This is a genomic window from Ensifer sp. ZNC0028, assembly GCF_000799055.1.
Classification (GTDB): domain Bacteria; phylum Pseudomonadota; class Alphaproteobacteria; order Rhizobiales; family Rhizobiaceae; genus Ensifer.
Genome location: NZ_JTLA01000153.1, coordinates 1 through 19,312, shown reverse-complemented (window position 1 = coordinate 19,312; position 19,312 = coordinate 1). Strand labels below are relative to the sequence as shown.

Sequence of the window (19,312 nt, the reverse complement as noted above, 5' to 3'; positions counted from 1 at the left end):
GGGCAAGTCGGTCGCGATCAACACCATGATCCTGTCGCTGCTCTATCGGCTGAGCCCGGATCAGTGCCGCCTCATCATGATCGACCCGAAGATGCTCGAACTCTCCGTCTATGACGGCATCCCGCACCTGCTTTCGCCTGTCGTGACCGACCCCAAGAAGGCGGTCGTCGCACTGAAGTGGACGGTGCGCGAGATGGAAGAGCGCTACAAGAAGATGTCGAAGATCGGCGTGCGCAACATCGACGGCTTCAACAGCCGCGTCGAGCAGGCGCTTGCCAAGGGCGAACAGATCACCCGCACGGTGCAGACAGGCTTCGACCGCCAGACCGGCGAAGCCATGTACGAGACGGAAGAATTCGATCTGGCGCCGATGCCCTACATCGTCGTCATCATCGACGAAATGGCCGACCTGATGATGGTCGCCGGCAAGGACATCGAAGGCGCCGTGCAGCGGCTCGCGCAGATGGCCCGCGCCGCCGGCATCCACGTCATCATGGCGACCCAGCGCCCCTCGGTCGACGTCATCACCGGCACGATCAAGGCGAACTTCCCGACGCGCATCTCGTTCCAGGTGACCTCGAAGATCGACAGCCGTACCATCCTTGGCGAACAGGGCGCCGAACAGCTGCTCGGCATGGGCGACATGCTCTACATGGCGGGTGGCGGCCGCATCCAGCGCGTCCACGGCCCCTTCGTCTCCGACACCGAGGTCGAGGAGGTTGTCGCCTATCTGAAGACGCAAGGCGTGCCGCAATATCTCGATGCCATCACCGAGGATGACGACGAGGATGGCGAGGGCGGCGGCCCCGCCGGCACCTCCAATCTCGCCGATTCCGACGATCCCTACGACCAGGCGGTCGCCGTCGTTCTGCGCGACGGCAAGGCCTCCACGTCCTACGTGCAGCGTCGCCTCGGAATCGGTTACAATCGTGCCGCATCGCTGATCGAGCGCATGGAGCAGGAAGGCATCATCGGCCCGGCGAACCACGCCGGCAAGCGCGAGATCCTCGTTCCGACCGAAGAGTAAACCAGCGGACGGCAAGGCGATTCCAGCAGATTCGCGTCAAGCGAAGGCATTGAAAGAAAAGACGCCCAGCGGACGAGGGCAAAGGCCCCACACAAACGGCCAAACCGGTAACAGTCATGTGAGAGCGCGAGCGAAAAAGCTCGAAAATGGCGCCTTGAAGGCGCCGCACTTGCGCTCCAGATGATTCGTAAATGAAGGAGACCGAGATGACAGAGACTAAGACTGGCGAGCGCAACCACCCGGTGATGTCGCGCCGCCTCTTCGTGTGCGGGCTCGCGGCACTTGGCGGCATCGGCGGCACCGGTCTCAACCTCGGCCAGGCCTTCGCGCAGGCCCCGAGCGCTGCCCAGAAGATCGCCGACCATTTTTCCTCGGTGAAGACCATGGCCGGCGAATTCGTGCAGTTTGGCCCGCGCGGCGAGCAAACCGGCGGCAAGTTCTATATCCGCCGCCCCGGCCGCATCCGCTTCAACTATGAGGCCCCCTCGCCGATGCGCGTCATCGCCGACGGCAAGTCCGTCGTCATCGGCAACATGAAGCTCAAGACCTGGGACATCTATCCGCTGTCGAAGACACCGCTCAATCTGCTGCTGAGCGAGCGGATCGACCTGACCGGCAAGATGGTGCGTGGCGTCAAGGAAGAGTCCGACCTCATCACCATCGTGCTCGGCGACCGCTCGATCTTCGGCGATTCGACCATCACCATGATGTTCGACCCGAAGACCTACGACCTGCGCCAGTGGACAATCACCGACGCCCAGAAGAAGGACACCTCGGTGATGATCTTCAACGTCCAGACCGGCATGGCGCTGGACGACAAGGTCTTCCAGATCCCCTATGACGAGGTCCGCAACAAGAAGGGCGGCTGAGCCTTTCGTTCGCTGCCACTTTCGCAATAAGGCCGCCCTCTCCGGTGCGGCCTTTTTTCATGGGTTCCGCCTGCCGGCTTCCTTGTCCCGGCGCTCCGGACCTGCTTAAAGCTCGGACAGACATCCATCTCAAGCCGGCTTCCCGTCGCGAAGACCAGGCTCCAGCCGATCAGGGAATACGCATGGCCCTTTCCGTCGCCACATGGAACATCAATTCCGTTCGCCTGCGCATGCCGCTCGTCGAGCATCTCTTGAAGACCTGGCAGCCGGACATTCTCTGCCTGCAGGAAACCAAGTGCCCGAACGACCAGTTTCCGTCCAAGCCTTTGAAGGCGCTCGGCTACAATCATATCGAGATGCACGGCCAGAAGGGCTATCACGGCGTGGCGACGATCTCGCGCCTGCCGCTGCATGAGCTTAGCGACCGGCGCGACTATTGCGGTGTCGGCGACGCCCGCCACCTCTCGGTCGTCTTCGAGGCCGGCGGCAAGAAGATCCGGCTGCATAATTTCTACGTGCCGGCCGGCGGCGACGAGCCGGATCGCAGCATCAACCCGAAATTCGGCCACAAGCTCGATTTCGTCGAGGAGATGAAGCTGCTGCACGCGGAAGCCGAAGCCGGCATTTCCTCGATCCTCGTCGGTGACCTCAATATCGCGCCGCTGGAACACGACGTCTGGTCGCACAAGCAGCTCCTGAAGATCGTCAGCCATACGCCGATCGAGACCGAAGGCCTGACCACGGTCATGAACGGCGGCGGCTGGGTCGACCTGATGCGCCAGCACGCGCCATCCCCAACCAAGCTCTACACCTGGTGGAGCTACCGGGCGAAGGACTGGGAAGCTGCCGACCGTGGCCGCCGGCTCGACCATATCTGGTCGTCCGCCGACCTCGCACCGGCGCTCAAGAACGTCGATATCCTGCGCGAAGCCCGCGGCTGGGAGCGCCCCTCCGACCACGTGCCCGTCATCGCGCACTTCGACATCTAGGACATCATTTTCCGGGCGGCGGCACGCGCCTCCGGCGGCCACCGCTCCATAAAGAAAAACATGACTAAAAGAATCATATTTTTCTTGATGCGCATTTCCAAACGGACTATCCCTCTTGTCGGGCGGCGGGGACACCGCCTCCGGCAGCCACTTGGCTGCCATTTTCAATGATATTCGGGTGCTTTGCTCTGGCTTTTGCCGGAAGGTTTTCGTGCGCCCGCAAGAGGGCCAGACATGTCGAAGACCTTGCCGATCACCTTCCTGCGCGCCTCGCGCCGCACGCTCTCCGCAACCACAGTTCTGACCGCAGGCGTCGTCGCCGTGATCCTTTCGCCGACAGCGACCCATGCGCAATCGGCCGAAAGCCAGAAGACCACCCGGCTGGAAAAGATCGAAGCGACGGCCGGCAAGGCGGCTGCGACGATCGCCGAGGACAACGACACGATCGTGCCGACACGCAACGTCTCGGCGCTGAAGACCGACACGCCGCTGATCGAAACGCCCCGCTCCGTCTCGGTCGTCACGCGCAAGGAGCTTGAAGAGCGCGGCGTGCAGGACATGATCCAGGCAACGCGCTATGCCGCCGGCGTCACCACCGGCGCTTTCGGCTTCGATCCGCGCTTCGACCAGATCTATATCCGCGGTTTCGAGACGACGACGACCGGCGATTTCCGTGACGGCCTGCGCCAGCCCTACATGAATTACGGCACCTTCCCGACGGAGGTCTACGGCCTCGAACGGATCGAGATCCTGAAAGGTCCGGTCTCGGTCATGTATGGTGCTGCCGGCGTCGGTGGTATCGTCAACCGCATCTCGAAGATGCCTGAAGAGGAGACCCACCGCGAGGTCGAGCTGCAATACGGCACGATCGGCCGCGCCCAGGCCGCCTTCGATGTCGGTGGGCCGGTAACGGCCGAGGGCGACGTCCTCTACCGCATCGTCGGGCTTCTGCGAAACGGCGAGACCAATTACGATGTTGCCGACGACCGTTACCTGCTGCAGCCCTCCTTCACCTGGAAGCCGGACGAAGGCACGTCGCTGACCGTCTACGGCCTCGGGCAGAAGGGCGAAAGCGACGCCAGCCCGCGCGTGCTCGAGCATGACGGCCGGTTGCTGCGCTACAGTGACCCGGACTACGACTACCAGAAGGTCGGCCAGGTCCAGATGGGTTACAAGTTCGAGCACGAATTCGACAACGGCCTGACCTTTCGCCAGCACGGCCGCGTCAGCGATCTGGATTTGAAGGCCCGTTACCTACAATTCGGGACAGAGGTGGCGCCCGGCGTGTTCGACCGTTCGCCCGTCGCCATCAAGGACGACCAGCGCGCCTACCAGATCGACAACCAGCTCGAAGCCGCCTTCGACACCGGTGCGGTCTCGCACACACTGCTGACCGGCCTCGATTACACCTGGATCACCTCCGACTTCGGCCTCGGCTTCGGCGCCGTCGATCCGGCCTATCGCTTCGATCTCAACAACCCGACCTTCGGCGTCGGCGGTCCGACGCCAGCCCTGACCAGCTTCAGCGGGCGGGATCTGCGTCAGACCGGCATCTATGTCCAGGATCAGCTGGAATTCGGCAACTGGCGCGCCGTCGGCGGTCTTCGCTACGACTGGATCGACCAGACCAGCACCGACAAGAACACCGGCGCTGTCGATCGCAAGGACGATGGCGAACTCACCGGACAGGCGGGCCTGCTCTACCTCTTCGACAACGGCATTGCGCCCTATGCCAGCTACAGCACCTCCTTCGTGCCGCGTACCGAGCTTTCAGCCGACGGCCGCGTGCTCGATCCGACGACCGGCGAGCAGGTCGAACTGGGCGTGAAGTACCAGCCGGAAGGCGAGGCCTATTCGCTGAGCGCGGCCTATTACCGGATCGTCGAAAGCGGCGCGCCGCAATATGTGTCCGACCCGTCCCTTCCCGTCGGCTACTACTACAAGTCGGCCGGCGAGGTGACGACCAACGGTTTCGAGGTGGAAGGGCGCCGGGAGTTTGACAACGGCCTGAGCTTCATCGCCGCCTATAACTATAACGACGCCGAAATCACCGGAAACGTCGATCCGTCGCTGATCGGCAACCTGCCATCGACGAAGCCGCGCCATGTCGCATCGCTGTGGGTGAACTATCTCCTGCCCGAAGACACACAGCTTGCGGGCCTGAGCCTCGGCGGCGGCGTACGGCTGGCGTCAAGCTCCTACACATCCGATGCCAACACCGCCAAGAACGGTGGCGCCGTCTACTTCGACGCCTCGATCGCCTATGACTTCGGCGTCAACAACCCCGAACTCGACGGATTGTCGCTCGCCGTCAGCGCCACCAATCTCGGCGACCGCCGCGAAGAGGTCTGCACCGATGGCTATTGCTATTTCGGCCAGGGTCGCACGGTGCTCGGTTCGCTGAAGTATCGGTGGTAACGGGGAACCGGAGCGCGATTCAAGCAAAACGGCCGGCGAGCGCGCCGGCCCGGCGGATCATCGCCTGCAGGTTTTCGCGGATACGCGCTTCGACGAGCTCGGCCACTTCGGGATATTCCTCCAGCATGCGGCGGAAGAGCGGCCGATTGATGCGAATGACTTCGCTGTCTTCCTCGGCCGTCGCCGTGAACTTGCGCTCGACCATAGAGATCAGCGCCAGCTCCGACAGAAGCGCCCCGCGGCTGACCGTCGAGACCGCCGTCTCGGCACCGTCGACGCCGACCTTCGACAGAGACAGGCTGCCGCTGGCGATCGCATAGGCGCAATCGGCCGGCGCGCCCTCTCGAAACAGCTCCTGTCCCTTGAAGATGCGGCGTCGTTCCGCGCCGAAGGCGATCAGCCTCAGCTTGTCCTCGCTGATATCGGCAAACAGCGGCACGTTGGACAGAAGCACGATATCGTCGTTGAGCGCCAAGCGGCTAACCTCCCACGGTCACGTTGGTGCCGGCCTAGACCGGATCGCGCACGCAACCCATGCAAACAGCAGTCTACGGAGAACGCGCCAGAAGTGGATTGCCACCCTGCGCACCCCGGCTACGGAACGATCTTGTAGCCGCCGTTCTCTGTCACCAAAATCTCGGCATTGGAAGGGTCCCGCTCGATTTTCTGGCGCAGACGATAGACGTGGGTTTCGAGCGTATGGGTGGTCACACCGGAATTGTAGCCCCAGACCTCTTCCAAGAGCACGTCGCGCGTGACCACCTTCTGGTCGGCGCGGTAGAGATAGCGGATGATCGCCGCTTCCTTCTCGGTCAGCCGGATCTTCTGGCCGTTTTCGAGCGTCAGCAGCTTCTGGCTGGGCTTGAACGTATAGGGCCCAACGCTGAAGGTCGCGTCCTCGCTTTGCTCGTGCTGGCGCAGCTGCGCGCGGATGCGGGCGAGCAGCACGGCGAAACGGAATGGCTTCGTCACATAATCGTTGGCACCGGCCTCAAGCCCGAGGATCGTATCGGAATCGGTATCGTGGCCGGTGAGCATGATGATCGGCGCCTTGAAGCCGCCCTTGCGCAGCAGCTTCACTGCCTCGCGGCCGTCCATGTCCGGCAGGCCGACATCCATGATCAACAGGTCCACCTGCTGGGCACGCGCCGTCTGGATGCCCTTGCCGGCAGTCGCTTCCTGGATGAGGTCGAATTCCTCGTAGAGCGAGAGCTGCTCGACCAGGGTCTCGCGCAGGTCATTGTCGTCATCGACAAGAAGAATGGTACGGGTCGCCATGGGACAATTCCTGTTTGCTTCCGTTTTCAAACTAGCTCAAATGCCTGTGTTGGCAAGCGAACCAGCGTTGCTACCTCTTTATATCCGTAACCGTGCTTATGGTGCCCCCCAAATCACGGGCAAAGCAAAAATCCGTGAGAATGATGCGCAAGAAAACGTCGGGAAGAAGACCAGCCAAATCCGTCATCACCGTGCGCGCCGCACCGCGCGATCGCAAGCGGGCGCTCGTTTCGTTCGACGGCCGCGTCGAGCACGCCGCCATCGGGCGAAGCGGCATCACCAGCCTGAAGCGCGAGGGCGACGGCGCTACGCCACGCGCGGCGATGAAGCTGATCGGCGGCTATGTCAGGCGCGACCGGCTCCTCCTGCCGCCGACGCCGCTGCCAACCCGGACGACGCGCACGGGCATGCTGTGGTGCGACGCGGCGCGCCACGCGCTCTACAATCGCCCGGTCAACGCGCCCTTCCAGCCGAGCCATGAGGAGATGATGCGTGACGACGGGCTCTACGACATCTGCCTGGTGATGGACTGGAACCTTCTCGCGCGCCGGCGAAATGCCGGTTCGGCGATCTTCTTCCACCTGATCCGGCCGGGCTACGAGCCGACGCAGGGCTGCGTCGCCGTCAGCCTGCCGGCGATGCGCCGGCTGATCCCGCATATGCGCCGCGGCACCGTCGTGAAGGTAATCTGACCTCGACGTCCGGTCGGCTCAATCGAGCGAACGCGGCGTCACGAAGCGCGCGAGCGTGGCGCCGCCGGACAAAAGTTCGCGCCAACCCGCAGCTTCGAATTCAAGGACGGCAAGGGCGGCCGTTGGAAACTTGTCCGCCATGCGCATGCGCAGATCCGCATCGCCGGAGCCGACGAGCTCGTGCGCCAGGTCCTCCATGCCGGGATTGTGGCCGACGATCAGCAGCGTCCTGATGGCCGGGTCGGTTGCGCGCAGGACACTGAGGATCTGGGCGGCGTCCACCTCGTAGATCGCCCGGGTGTTTTCGACCGCGATGCCGGGCGGGAGGGCGGCAGATACCAGCTTCCAGGTCTCCTGCGCCCGTTTCGCCGTCGAGACGAGGGCGAGATCCGGCACGAGCGCATGCCGCGCCATGTAGCCCCCCATCAGTGGCGCCGCCTTGCGGCCGCGCTCGCCGAGCGGCCGGTTGATGTCGGCGACGCCATCCGGCCAAGCGGACTTGGCATGGCGCAACAGCAGCAGACGGTAGCGTTGAACAGGCAGATCGTCGCTCATCCCATCGTTCTCCCCAAGGTGCCTCCGCCAGATAGCTTAGCGCATTTCCGGCGCACGGGTGGGAAGAGCGCCAAATAAAAAAGGCCGCCCCGAAGGGCGGCCATCAACGCCGGACAAGCTCAAGTCCAGCTTATTTCCATTCGCGGATATCGACGAAATGACCGGCGACCGCAGCCGCTGCCGCCATGGCCGGCGAGACCAGATGCGTGCGACCCTTGAAGCCCTGACGGCCTTCGAAGTTGCGGTTCGAGGTGGAGGCGCAGCGCTCGCCCGGCTTCAGCCGGTCGTCGTTCATCGCCAGGCACATGGAGCAGCCCGGCTCGCGCCAGTCGAAACCGGCTTCCTTGAAGATCTTGTCGAGACCTTCGGCCTCGGCCTGTTCCTTCACGAGGCCGGAGCCCGGAACGATCATCGCCGAAACGGTCGAGGCGACCTTGCGGCCTTCGACGACCTCGGCCACGGCCCGGAGGTCCTCGATTCGGCCGTTGGTGCACGACCCGATGAAGACGCGGTCGACGGCGATGTCGGTGATCTTCGTGCCCGGCTTCAGGCCCATATAGTCGAGCGCGCGCCACTTGGAGGCCCGCTTGTTCTCTTCCTGGATCTCGTCCGGATTGGGAACGATGCCCTGAACCGAGATGACGTCTTCCGGCGACGAGCCCCAGGAGACGATCGGCGGCAGGTTGGCGGCATCGAGCACGACGACGCGATCGTAGTGCGCGCCCTCGTCCGTGTGCAGCGTCTTCCAGTAGTCGAGCGCCATGTCCCAGGCCTTGCCCTTCGGAGCGCGCGGCTTGTCCTTGATGTAGTCGAACGTCGTTTCGTCAGGCGCGATCAGGCCGGCGCGGGCGCCACCTTCGATCGTCATGTTGCAGATGGTCATGCGGCCTTCCATCGACAGCGAGCGGATGGCTTCGCCGGCAAATTCGATGACGTGGCCGGTGCCGCCGGCAGTGCCGATCTCGCCGATGATGGCGAGAATGATGTCCTTGGCGGTAACGCCTGGCGGCAGCTGGCCGTCGACGCGCACCAGCATGTTCTTCGCCTTCTTCTGGATCAGCGTCTGGGTGGCGAGCACGTGCTCGACTTCCGACGTGCCGATGCCGTGGGCCAGCGAACCGAAGGCGCCGTGCGTCGAGGTGTGGCTGTCGCCGCAGACGATCGTCATGCCCGGCAGGGTGAAGCCCTGCTCCGGGCCGACGATGTGCACGATGCCCTGGCGCTTGTCGTTTTCCGAGTAGTACTCGACGCCGAAGTCGGCAGCGTTCCTGGCGAGCGCCTCGACCTGGATGCGGCTTTCCTCGTTCTTGATGCCGAGGTGGCGGTCGGCCGAGGTCGGAACGTTATGGTCGACGACAGCGAGCGTCTTTTCCGGCGCGCGGACCTGGCGGCCGGCCATGCGCAGACCTTCGAAGGCCTGCGGACTCGTCACTTCGTGAACGAGGTGACGGTCGATGTAGAGAAGACAGGTGCCGTCGTCCTGTTCGTTGACCAGGTGATCGTCCCAGATCTTGTCATAGAGGGTACGCGGTGCGCTCATGGCAGTATATCCATCGAGTTTTCAAAAAAGTAGGAAAGCCGGCGGCAAGGCGGCCGGAAGCACTGATCAGGAGATCAGGATAGGCGGCTTGTAAGCGCCCCGTGGACGCGCGCAAAGAAGCGTGCCGGCAGGCGCTTGTGGTCCTGCAGCACGACGATTTTCTGCTCGCTACATCCGAATTTGGATTCCATGGCCGTGTTCATATCAATTTTCTGACAGGTCGGCAATTGCTGGAAACGGACTCAGCGCTGCTCCGCGCGCCTGAGCCGCCGCTCCAGCCCCCGCAATCCCAGCGACAGACCGATGGTCAGCACGAGATAGACATAGGCAACGATCGAATAGGTCTCGAAGAAGCGAAAGGAGCCGGAGGCATAGACCTTGCCCATCTGCGTGATGTCGGCAACGCCGAGCACCGAGACGAGCGACGAGTCCTTGACCATGGCGATAAAGTCGTTGCCGAGCGGCGGCAGAATCACGCGGATTGCCTGCGGAAAGATGACCAGGCGAAAGCGCTGGTAGCGTGAAAGCCCAAGCGCCTTGGCGGCTTCGACCTGCCCCTTGTCGACCGAGAGGATGCCGGCACGGAACACTTCGGCGATGAAGGCGGAATAGCCGATCATCAGCGCCAGGATCGCCCGCCACATCAAGGAGATGTCGCGTACCACGACCGGCTCCATCCAGCCGGCGCTGATCAACGGAGCCAGGATGAAATTGGCCGCGACGACGAGCCCCGGCGCACCGACGAAGGCGATGTAGAACAGAAGCACCAGGATCGGCACGCCGCGGATGACTTCCGTATAGAAGCAGGCGATCTGCCGAAGCGACGAATGCTCTGAGAGCGCCATCAGCGCGATGCCGAGGCCGAGCGTCGTCGCCAACACGAAACCCATGAGGGTCACGAAGACGGTGACGCCAAGGCCCTTGAAGACGACGGTGAAGACTTCCGAGAAGATGTCATTGCTGATGATCACGGCGGCGAGCGCCACTGCGATCACAACAAGGGCGACCAACCACCAGGGATAGTCGCCCTTACCGGATATGCCTGAAGATTGTGGAGCGGCCATAGCCTGCTATCAGCCGCCCATCTTGTATTCGAGGAACCACTTTTTATCGAGGGCGTCGAAGGTACCGTCTTCCTTCAGCGCCTTGATCGCGGCGTTGACCGGAGCAACGAGATCCGAGCCCTTCGGGAAGATGAAGCCGAAATCCTCGGTGCCGAGCGGCCCACCGACGACCTTGAGCTTGCCTTCGGAGGAATCGACATAGCCCTTGGCAGCAACGCTGTCGGTCAGGACCACATCGACGTCGCCGGCCTTCAGAGCCTGAACGGTCGCGCCGAAGGTCTCGAACAGCTTGATGCGCGGGTTCTGCTCGTTGCCGTCAAGCATTTCGTAGACCGCGGTGTAGAACGGCGAGGTGCCCGGCTGCGCGCCGACGAGGCCGTCGGCAAAGGCGCCGAAGCTCTTACCATCGTTGAAGCGGGTCTCGTCGCTGCGCACCAGCATGAACTGCTGCGAACGCATATAGGGATCCGAGAAGTCGACCTTTTCCTTGCGGTCGTCCTTGATGGTGATGCCGGTCATGCCGATCTGGTACTGGCCGTCATGCACCGCCTGGATCATCGCGTCCCAGCTGGTGTTCTGGTATTCGACCTTGAAATTCAACCGCTTGGCGATCTCGTTCATCGCGTCGTATTCCCAGCCCTTGGCTTCGCCCGACTTCGGATCGACGAACTGCAGCGGCGGGTAGGCGTTCTCCGTGACGACGACAACCGTCTTGCCGCCGAGGTCCGGCAGGTCGCTGGCAACAGCCGGTGCAGAAAATGCGAAAGGTACGGCAAGTGCGGCTGCGATGCCCGCAAGCACATGGCGACGGATTGTCATTGGAGGGCTCCCGAAAATTGTGGCAGCGGAAAATGTCACAAATTCCATCGGAAAGACAAGCGGATAGTACCAAAAAAGAAAGGCGGCCGAGGCCGCCTTTCCAACAATCCGAAAGGATTGAAAACTTATTCTGCTGCGGCTTCCGCTGCTGCCTTTGCTTCGGCGGCTTCGGCTGCTGCCTTCTCGGCGGCGAGCGCCTGAGCTGCTGCAACCTTTTCAGCCTCGATGCGTGCCTTTTCTTCGGCAATCGCCTGACGCTCGGCTTCGTTCAGCTTGCGGGCGCGCGTGCCGGTGTTCTCGACGATACGAGCCGACTTACCGCGACGGTCGCGCAGGTAGTAGAGCTTGGCGCGACGGACCTTACCGCGGCGAACCACTTCGACGCTCTCGACGAGCGGGGAGTAAACCGGGAATACGCGCTCGACGCCTTCGCCGTAGGAGATCTTGCGAACGGTGAAGCTTTCGTTGATGCCGCCGCCCGAACGAGCGATGCAAACGCCTTCATAGGCCTGGACGCGGGTACGGTTGCCTTCGACAACGCGGACGTTGACGCGCAGCGTGTCGCCTGCGGAGAATTCCGGGAGCGTGCGCTTGGCGGCAATCTTGGCGGCCTGTTCGGCTTCCAGCTGCTGGATGATGTTCATCGGTCTAACCTTTCAAGTTCTTCTGAAACAGCCAGAGCGCTCTCGATGAACCTGTCGGGCCAGCCTTCAGGTCTTGCCAGTTACGGCAGGAGCGGATTCGCCATTCTTTGTTTTGGTCGACGGGCATGAAACCCGAACCGGGGCGGCACTTACACCAATCACACTGCCTTGTCATCCCTGAAGGCCGTAATTTCTAAGGCATCCGCGCCTGGAAAGCCGAATTTATCAGAAAATGCGCAAACACACCCGGTGCGATTGTCCGATGCAACGGACTTGCGGCCGTCACAACCACCGGCTATCCCGAGCATGAGGGGTCGGGGGAGACCATGAACATCTTCGAAATACTCATGCTGTTTGCGGCCGGCTTCCTGTCCGGCGTCGTCAATGCCATCGCCGGCGGTGGCACGTTCCTGAGCTTCGGGGCGATGACGCTTGGCGGGCTCTCGCCGATCGTCGCCAACGCGACCTCGTCGATCATCCAGTTCCCGGGCTATATCACCTCGGCGTTTGCCTATGCCAAGGAGATCCGTGCCGACAAACGCTATGCGATCCTGCTCGGGGTGATCTCGGCAATCGGCGGTCTTGCCGGTGCGCTGTTGCTCATCTCGCTCTCCAACGCCTCCTTCCGCGCGCTTGTGCCCTGGCTGCTGCTGGCGGCAACGGCGATCTTCGCTGCCGGACCGCTCCTGAAACCCAAAGCCCGCCTCGACGAGCATGCGATCAATCCGGTCGGTATCGGCGCCCAGTTCGTCACCTCCATCTATGGCGGCTTCTTCGGCGCCGGCATGGGCATCATGATGCTGGCGGTGCTGGGGCTCGCGACCGGCGGTGGCTATCACCGGCTGAATGCGCTCAAGAACTTCATCTCGATCGTGATTGCCGCGATTGCCATCATCGTCTTTGCCGCCGGTGGGGTCGTCTCCTGGCTGCATGCGGCGATCATGGTGCCGGGAGCCGCCCTTGGCGGCTATAGCGGCGTCTGGGCCGCAAGACGCGTGCCGCAGGCGGTCATCCGCGCGCTGGTCGTCGCCGTCGGGCTGCTGCTTGCCGCCTATTATTTCTTCACGGGCTGATCAAGAAGATCGGGCCGTCGCTCGGCGGTCAGCCGACGCGCCTCCGCTTCACGCCATTTGGCAATGGCGCCGTGATTGCCCGAGGTCAGCACCGCCGGGATTTCTCGGCCTTCGAAGACCTGCGGGCGGGTATAATGCGGGTGCTCCAGCAACCCGCCTTCGAAGCTTTCGTGGACGCCGGAAAGCTCGTTGCCCATGACACCCGGCAGGATGCGCACAACAGCATCGAGCACCGTCAGAGCCGCCGGCTCGCCGCCCGAAAGAATATAGTCGCCTATGGAAACTTCCTCGAGGCCGCGGGCATCGATCACCCGCTGGTCGACGCCTTCGAAGCGGCCGCAGACGATGACAACGCCGGGGCCGGCGGCGAGTTCACGCACTCGCGCCTGTGTCAGCGGTCGGCCACGCGGGCTCATCAGCAATCGCGGCCGGTCGTCATTCTCCGACACGCGATCAATCGCGCGCGCGAGCACATCGGCTTTGAGCACCATGCCGGCGCCACCGCCGGCCGGCGTGTCGTCGACGGTGCGGTGTTTGTCCTCGGCGAAATCGCGGATCTGCACCGGCTCGATCGACCATTGGCCACGCTCCAGCGCCTTGCCGGAAAGCGAGGCGCCGAGATGGCCCGGAAACATTTCAGGATAGAGCGTCAGGATGGTGGCACGAAACGTCATTGCCGCAGTGCTCACTTGCGCTTTGCGGAAAACGGGCTGCCCGGATCCTGGTCCTTGTCGTCCGAAAGTCCGGCGGCCACCGGATCGACCAGCAGACGCCCGGCTTCCAGGTCGATCTCCAACACCGACCATTCGGTAAAGGGGATCAGCACCGGACGTCGGCCCGGCCCCTTCAGCTCGAGCAGGTCGCCGGCGCCGAAATCGAAGACGCCGCTGACCTTGCCGTAGCTCGTGCCATTGCCGTCGATCGCTTCCAGACCTTCGAGATCGGCATAGAAGAACTCGTCCTCGTCGAGATCGTCATCGTGCAGGTTGTCGCGCTCGATGAACAGGTCGAGGCCGTTAAGCGCCTCGGCAGCGTTTCGATCGTTGACGCCGCGAAAACGCACGATAACGACGTTCTTCGCCTCGCGGATTTCCAACACCTCGAACACACGGCCGTCGGCGCTGTGAAGATTGCCATACTCTCCGAGCGCGGTCGGATCATCGGTAAAGGACTTGACCCTGACCTCGCCGCGCAGGCCCTGCGCCGCGCCGATCGTCGCCATCAGAACCGGGTTTTCGAGTTTGCTCATCGTCCACGTCCGTTTCGGTATATCTCGGTGCACATAACGGAAAACGGGCGGCATGGAAATGCCACCCGTTTCCTTAAGTCACGGCCAGCCGGAAAGGTGCATCGGCAGATGTCCGCCGATCACTCTCCAGACCGTTCGTCGGCTCTTATTCAGCAGCAGCAGCAGCGGCGTCTTCAGCCTTCTGCTTGGCTTCAGCAGCGCGCTCCTGGGCCTTCTTGCCCGGGACGCCCTTGGTCGGGTTGCTGCGAGCCGGACGCTTTGCGAGGCCAGCCTGGTCGAGGAAGCGCAGAACGCGGTCGGTCGGCTGGGCGCCCTGGGCGATCCAGTGGTTGACGCGCTCGGCGTCGAGTTCGACGCGCTTTTCGTCGTCCTTGCCGAGCATCGGGTTCCACGAGCCGATCTTCTCGAGGAAGCGGCCGTCACGCGGGCTGCGTGCGTCGGCAACGACGATCTGGTAGTAAGGACGCTTCTTGGAACCGCCACGGGCGAGACGAATTTTCAGTGCCATTTGAGTAACTCCTTGCAGGCTTTCTTGACCGCTTCGTTCAAGCGGAATGGTTTGTGCCGGCGCTGCCCGCGGAATGCGAGCGATCGGCGGCGATGGCTTCATGATGCCGGATGACTTCCTTGATGATGAAGTTCAGGAACTTCTCGGCGAAATCCGGATCCAGATTGGCATCCTTGGCCAGGCGGCGCAGGCGTTCGATCTGGTATTCTTCGCGCGCCGGGTCGGCCGGCGGCAGATCATGCTTGGCCTTGAGAACGCCGACTGCCTGGGTGCAGCGAAAGCGTTCGGCCAGCATGTGGACGAGTGCGGCATCGATGTTGTCGATCGACTGCCGGTAACCCGCCAATTCCTTTTTGATTTCGGGATCAATCATCTCTCACCGATCCTCACTTCTTCTTCGGCAGGCCGGGAAGGCCGGGGAAACCGCCACCGAGGCCCGGAAGCTTGGCACCGCCCAGACCCGGCAGACCGCCGCCGCCAAGGCCCGGCATGCCACCGGGCTTGAGGCCGGCTGCTTCCGCCTGCTTCTGCAGGGCTTCGAGCTGCTTCGGGTCGAGCTTCGACAGATCGGGCATGCCGCCGCCACCGAGGCCGCCCAGCCCCATCTTGTTGGCAAGGCCGCCCATCATCTGCTTCATCATGCCGCCTTTGCCCTTGCCGCCCATCATCTTCATCATGTCCGCCATCTGGCGGTGCATCTTCAGAAGCTTGTTGATGTCGGCGGCATCGGTGCCGGAACCGGCGGCGATGCGCTTCTTGCGCGAATGCTTGAGCAGGTCCGGGTTGGCGCGCTCGGCCTTGGTCATCGACGAGATGATGGCGAGCTGGCGCTTGAACAGGCTGTCGTCGAGGCCGGCGGCGGCCATCTTGTCCTTCATGCCGGCCATGCCGGGCATCAGGCCCATGATACCGCCCATGCCACCCATCTTCTGCATCTGGCCGAGCTGGTCGGCGAGGTCGTTCAGGTCGAACTTGCCCTTGGCCATCTTGGCGGCCATGGCGGCCGCCTTCTCGGCGTCGATGTTCTCGGCCGCCTTCTCGACGAGCGAGACGATGTCGCCCATGCCGAGAATACGGTCGGCGACGCGGCGGGGATGGAACTCTTCGAGTTCGCCCATCTTTTCGCCGACACCGATGAGCTTGATCGGCTTGCCGGTGACCGCGCGCATCGACAGCGCCGCACCGCCACGGCCATCGCCGTCCATACGGGTAAGCACCAGGCCGGTGATGCCGACGCGTTCGTCGAAGTTGCGGGCGAGGTTGACGGCGTCCTGACCGGTCAGCGCGTCGGCGACGAGCAGGATTTCATGCGGATTGGACTTCCGCTTGATCTCCGCCATCTCGATCATCAGCGGCTCGTCGATATGGGTACGGCCGGCGGTGTCGAGGATAACGACGTCATGACCGCCGAGCTTGGCAGCCTGGACGGCGCGCGCGGCGATATCGGTCGGCGACTGGCCGGCGATAACAGGCAGCGTGTCGACGCCGGTCTGTACGCCGAGCTGGCGAAGCTGTTCCTGGGCTGCCGGACGACGCGTGTCGAGCGAAGCCATCAGGACCTTCTTCTTGTCCCGTGTCTTCATCCGGCTGGCGATCTTGCCGGTGGTCGTCGTCTTACCCGAGCCCTGCAGACCGACCATCATGATGACGACCGGCGCCGGCGCGTTGAGGTCGATGGTGACGCCCTCGGAGCCGAGCATCTCGACGAGCTGGTCATGGACGATCTTGACGACCATCTGGCCGGGCTTGATCGACTTCAGGATCTCGGCGCCGACGGCCTTTTCACGAACCTTTTCGGTGAAGGAGCGCACGACGTCGAGCGCGACGTCGGCTTCGAGCAGCGCACGGCGAACCTCGCGGAGCGCAGCGGAAACATCGGCTTCCGACAATGCGCCGCGGCCGGTCAGTCCATTCAATATGGAACCAAGGCGGTCCTGGAGGCTCTCGAACATTCTCACTTCCTTCTGGTTTCCGGTGGCGATCAACTCGCCGGAAACGTGGGTTCCTTCGCGCAGAAAACAAGGCGCAAAGCCAAAAACCACCCGAGGGCGCCACGCGCTGTCGGGTGTTGACCTCCGGGTTCTCTTTATACCTTTACGGGACCCGGTCGGTGGCTTCGAAGACTTGAGCTTGCGAAGGAATTGGCGCGGATAAACAGGAAAGCGCGGCAAAAGTCAAGGACGGCAGGCAAATGAGGCACTTTCGCCTCAGAGCGCCTCGTCCTCGTCGGCCTCGTCCAGTTCGCCGGCCAGATGCTCGAAGGCGGTCGACACCCGCGTCATCACCCGAAGCGCGGCCACCACTTCGGTCTGGTTGATATCGCCGAGCAGGGCATGCAGCAACTCCACCTCGCGGCGATGGATCTCCTCGAACAGGTCGCGCCCGGCCGCCGTCGGCGCGCAGATATAGGCGCGGCGGTGTTCCGGATTCGGCCGTCTTTCCAGCAACGCCTTCTCCGTCAGCCCATTGACGACCCTAAGCACGAACTGCCGCTTCATCGACAGGCGACGCGCCGCTTCCGGCACCGTCAGCGGCGTTTCATAAAAAAGTTCGAGAACCGCCCGCTCCGCCACTGATATGCCGGCACCATCGAGCATATGTTCTGCCGAGCGCTGCATATTGAGATGGATGGAGCGGACCAGCTTCAGGGTCTTGTAGAGACGTTCTTGCGGGTCGAATCGAACGAGCATGGAAACACGATAGCAATCCAGTTGCTGTCTTCAAGAATTTATTAAACCTTGACCTTTCAACCAAGGCGAACCGCCCGGATGAAGACACGCAATCCTTATTACCAAGGTCCCGTCTCCGATCATTTCGACGGCACCCACTTCTTCAACCCCGGCGGCAAGCCGCCCAAAGGCGCCGCCGACCTATTGCGCTGGCAGTTCGGCGGCGGCAAGGTCCGCTGGCCGGCACACAATCCGAGCCCGTTTGCGCAAGTGAAGCCCGAGGCGAGCGTCGAAGGCGAGCGCCTGCGCGTGACGATGGTCGGCCATGCGACGCTGCTCATCCAGGTGCATGGGCTCAACATTCTGACCGACCCGGTCTGGTCGCATCGCGCCAGCCCTTTTGCCTTTGCCGGCCCGCAGCGCCGCAACGCGCCCGGCATTGAACTCGACGACCTGCCGCCGATCGACATCGTGCTCGTCACCCACAATCACTACGACCACCTCGATGTCGAGACGCTGGCAGCCCTTCACGAGGAACATGCTCCCCGCATCATCACCCCGCTCGGCAACGACACGATCATCCGCCGCGCCGTTCCCGAGGCAGAAATCGACGTCGTCGACTGGGGCGACCGGCTGGAGTGCGGCGACGACATCATCATGCATGCCGAGCCCTGCCATCACTGGTCGGCCCGCGGCTCGCGCGACCGGCGCATGGCGCTGTGGGCCGCCTTCGTGCTGGAGACGCCGGCCGGCAAGATCTACCATGTCGGCGACACCGGCTTTCACGACGGCATCAACTATCGCGCCGCCCGCGAGAAACACGGCGCCTTCCGCCTCGCCAATCTGCCCTTCGGGGCCTACGAGCCGCGCTGGTTCATGCAGGACCAGCACCAGAACCCGGAGGAAGCGGTGCGTGGCATGCTCGACTGTGCCGCCGCCCATGTCGCCGGCCATCATTGGGGTACGTTTCGCCTGACCGACGAGGGCGTCGAGGAGCCGCGACAGGCGCTGGAGCGGGCGCTGGATGCGGCCGGCATTGCCCGCAGCCGCTTCCGGCCGCTTCGCCCGGGCGAAATCTTCGATGTACCGGCCGGCGGCGAGGGAGCCAAATAAAGGCGGCACTGGTATTTTCCGGGCTTTTCAGCCATATACAGGCCGAATGAAGGATGGCCCGCCCGGAGCGGGCCCGTTTGGACAATCGCGACATGACCGACAACGTGCAATTTGCCAGGATGAACGGGCTTGGAAACAAGATCCTCGTCGTTGACATGCGCGGTCGGAAGGATCGGGTGACGCCGGCGGCTGCGATCGCGCTCAATGCCGATCCGGCAACCGCCTTCGACCAGATCATGGCGATCCACGACCCCAAGGCTCAAGGCACGGACGCCTGGATCGATATCCTCAATTGCGATGGCTCCATGGCCCAGGCCTGCGGCAACGGCACACGCTGCGTCGTCCAGGCGCTGGCCGCCGAGACCGGCAAGAAGGCCTTCACCTTCCAGACCATAGCCGGCATCCTGAATGCAACGGAGCATGAAGACGGCACGATCTCGGTCGACATGGGCAAGCCGGTCTTTGCCTGGGACAAGATCCCGCTTGCCGAGGAATTTGCCGATACGAGCCGCATCGAACTGCAGATTGGACCGATCGACAATCCCGTCCTGCACTCGCCCTCGGCCATGTCGATGGGCAATCCGCACGCCGTCTTCTGGGTCGACAGGGACCCGATGTCCTTCGACCTCGATCGTTTTGGCCCGCTGCTTGAAAACCACCCGATGTTTCCCGAGCGCGCCAACATCACGCTGGCACAGGTGCTTTCGCCCTCGTCGCTGCGCACCCGCACCTGGGAACGCGGCGCCGGGTTGACGCTTGCCTGCGGCTCGGCGGCTTGCGCGGCAGCCGTCAGCGCCGCGCGCAC

At 63.1% G+C, this 19,312-nt stretch carries 21 protein-coding genes; 8 read left to right on the top strand and 13 right to left on the bottom strand.

The features are described 5' to 3' along the window. The 4 genes from L981_RS30485 to L981_RS30470 all read left to right on the top strand — a co-directional run. A partial coding sequence (locus L981_RS30485) for a DNA translocase FtsK (RefSeq protein WP_043625653.1) occupies positions 1-1,027 on the top strand: 1,027 nt, incomplete at its 5' end. Between the two features lie 206 nt (positions 1,028-1,233). Then, on the top strand, positions 1,234-1,896 hold the full coding sequence (locus L981_RS30480) for an outer membrane lipoprotein carrier protein LolA (RefSeq protein WP_043625657.1): 663 nt from the start codon (positions 1,234-1,236) through the stop codon (positions 1,894-1,896). Between the two features lie 182 nt (positions 1,897-2,078). Further along, positions 2,079-2,885: an exodeoxyribonuclease III gene (locus L981_RS30475; RefSeq protein WP_043625649.1), complete on the top strand. Its 807-nt coding sequence runs from the start codon at positions 2,079-2,081 to the stop codon at positions 2,883-2,885. A 234-nt stretch (positions 2,886-3,119) separates the two neighbouring features. Then, positions 3,120-5,303, top strand: a complete 2,184-nt coding sequence (locus L981_RS30470; RefSeq protein ID WP_043625646.1) for a TonB-dependent siderophore receptor — start codon at positions 3,120-3,122, stop codon at positions 5,301-5,303. 19 nt (positions 5,304-5,322) lie between these two features. On the opposite strand, the gene L981_RS30465 is transcribed toward L981_RS30470, so the two are convergent. Together L981_RS30465 and L981_RS30460 are read right to left on the bottom strand one after the other, a co-directional pair. Beyond that, on the bottom strand, positions 5,323-5,778 hold the full coding sequence (locus L981_RS30465; protein ID WP_043625643.1) for a cyclic nucleotide-binding domain-containing protein: 456 nt from the start codon (positions 5,776-5,778) through the stop codon (positions 5,323-5,325). A 119-nt stretch (positions 5,779-5,897) separates the two neighbouring features. After that, positions 5,898-6,581, bottom strand: coding sequence for a response regulator transcription factor (locus L981_RS30460; RefSeq protein ID WP_034802783.1), 684 nt, complete (start codon positions 6,579-6,581; stop codon positions 5,898-5,900). Positions 6,582-6,724: 143 nt separating this feature from the next. Here L981_RS30460 and L981_RS30455 point away from each other — a divergent pair, with 143 nt between their 5' ends. Next, entirely contained in the window at positions 6,725-7,273 is a 549-nt protein-coding gene (locus L981_RS30455; protein WP_043625640.1) for a L,D-transpeptidase, read from the top strand. Between the two features lie 18 nt (positions 7,274-7,291). Here L981_RS30455 and L981_RS30450 read toward each other — a convergent pair whose 3' ends face one another. The 5 genes from L981_RS30450 to rplS all read right to left on the bottom strand — a co-directional run bounded on the left by L981_RS30450 (position 7,292) and on the right by rplS (position 11,895). Beyond that, on the bottom strand, positions 7,292-7,828 hold the full coding sequence (locus L981_RS30450; protein ID WP_043625637.1) for a histidine phosphatase family protein: 537 nt from the start codon (positions 7,826-7,828) through the stop codon (positions 7,292-7,294). A gap of 130 nt (positions 7,829-7,958) precedes the next feature. After that, positions 7,959-9,368, bottom strand: a complete 1,410-nt coding sequence (gene leuC / locus L981_RS30445; RefSeq protein ID WP_043625634.1) for a 3-isopropylmalate dehydratase large subunit — start codon at positions 9,366-9,368, stop codon at positions 7,959-7,961. Positions 9,369-9,610: 242 nt separating this feature from the next. Beyond that, a complete protein-coding gene (locus tag L981_RS30440; RefSeq protein ID WP_043625631.1) occupies positions 9,611-10,432 on the bottom strand; it encodes an amino acid ABC transporter permease in 822 nt (273 codons plus the stop codon). 9 nt (positions 10,433-10,441) lie between these two features. Beyond that, the gene (locus L981_RS30435; protein WP_043625628.1) at positions 10,442-11,251 is read right to left on the bottom strand and encodes a basic amino acid ABC transporter substrate-binding protein; all 810 of its coding nucleotides are present in this window, start codon (positions 11,249-11,251) and stop codon (positions 10,442-10,444) included. A gap of 125 nt (positions 11,252-11,376) precedes the next feature. Continuing rightward, the gene (rplS, locus tag L981_RS30430; protein WP_043625625.1) at positions 11,377-11,895 is read right to left on the bottom strand and encodes a 50S ribosomal protein L19; all 519 of its coding nucleotides are present in this window, start codon (positions 11,893-11,895) and stop codon (positions 11,377-11,379) included. 326 nt (positions 11,896-12,221) lie between these two features. Here rplS and L981_RS30425 point away from each other — a divergent pair, with 326 nt between their 5' ends. After that, positions 12,222-12,968, top strand: a complete 747-nt coding sequence (locus L981_RS30425; RefSeq protein WP_043625622.1) for a sulfite exporter TauE/SafE family protein — start codon at positions 12,222-12,224, stop codon at positions 12,966-12,968. Here the strand turns inward: L981_RS30425 and trmD are convergent. The 6 genes from trmD to L981_RS30395 all read right to left on the bottom strand — a co-directional run bounded on the left by trmD (position 12,950) and on the right by L981_RS30395 (position 17,415). Then, positions 12,950-13,642: a tRNA (guanosine(37)-N1)-methyltransferase TrmD gene (gene trmD, locus L981_RS30420; protein ID WP_043625619.1), complete on the bottom strand. Its 693-nt coding sequence runs from the start codon at positions 13,640-13,642 to the stop codon at positions 12,950-12,952. The genes L981_RS30425 and trmD overlap by 19 nt on opposite strands. Before the next feature lie 11 nt (positions 13,643-13,653). After that, positions 13,654-14,217 (bottom strand): ribosome maturation factor RimM, encoded by a 564-nt coding sequence (gene rimM, locus L981_RS30415; protein WP_043625617.1) that lies wholly within the window; start codon positions 14,215-14,217, stop codon positions 13,654-13,656. A 145-nt stretch (positions 14,218-14,362) separates the two neighbouring features. Next, positions 14,363-14,725, bottom strand: a complete 363-nt coding sequence (gene rpsP, locus L981_RS30410; RefSeq protein WP_043625614.1) for a 30S ribosomal protein S16 — start codon at positions 14,723-14,725, stop codon at positions 14,363-14,365. 37 nt (positions 14,726-14,762) lie between these two features. Next, complete coding sequence (locus tag L981_RS30405) at positions 14,763-15,098, bottom strand: chorismate mutase (RefSeq protein ID WP_043625611.1); 336 nt, start codon at positions 15,096-15,098, stop codon at positions 14,763-14,765. Positions 15,099-15,111: 13 nt separating this feature from the next. Further along, a complete protein-coding gene (gene ffh, locus L981_RS30400; protein WP_034803123.1) occupies positions 15,112-16,677 on the bottom strand; it encodes a signal recognition particle protein in 1,566 nt (521 codons plus the stop codon). A gap of 255 nt (positions 16,678-16,932) precedes the next feature. Next, on the bottom strand, positions 16,933-17,415 hold the full coding sequence (locus tag L981_RS30395; protein WP_043625608.1) for a MarR family winged helix-turn-helix transcriptional regulator: 483 nt from the start codon (positions 17,413-17,415) through the stop codon (positions 16,933-16,935). A 78-nt stretch (positions 17,416-17,493) separates the two neighbouring features. Here L981_RS30395 and L981_RS30390 point away from each other — a divergent pair, with 78 nt between their 5' ends. Then, positions 17,494-18,507: an MBL fold metallo-hydrolase gene (locus L981_RS30390; protein ID WP_043625605.1), complete on the top strand. Its 1,014-nt coding sequence runs from the start codon at positions 17,494-17,496 to the stop codon at positions 18,505-18,507. A 92-nt stretch (positions 18,508-18,599) separates the two neighbouring features. Continuing rightward, positions 18,600-19,312, top strand: a 713-nt coding sequence (gene dapF, locus L981_RS30385) for a diaminopimelate epimerase (RefSeq protein WP_043625655.1), incomplete at its 3' end; no start/stop codon positions are given.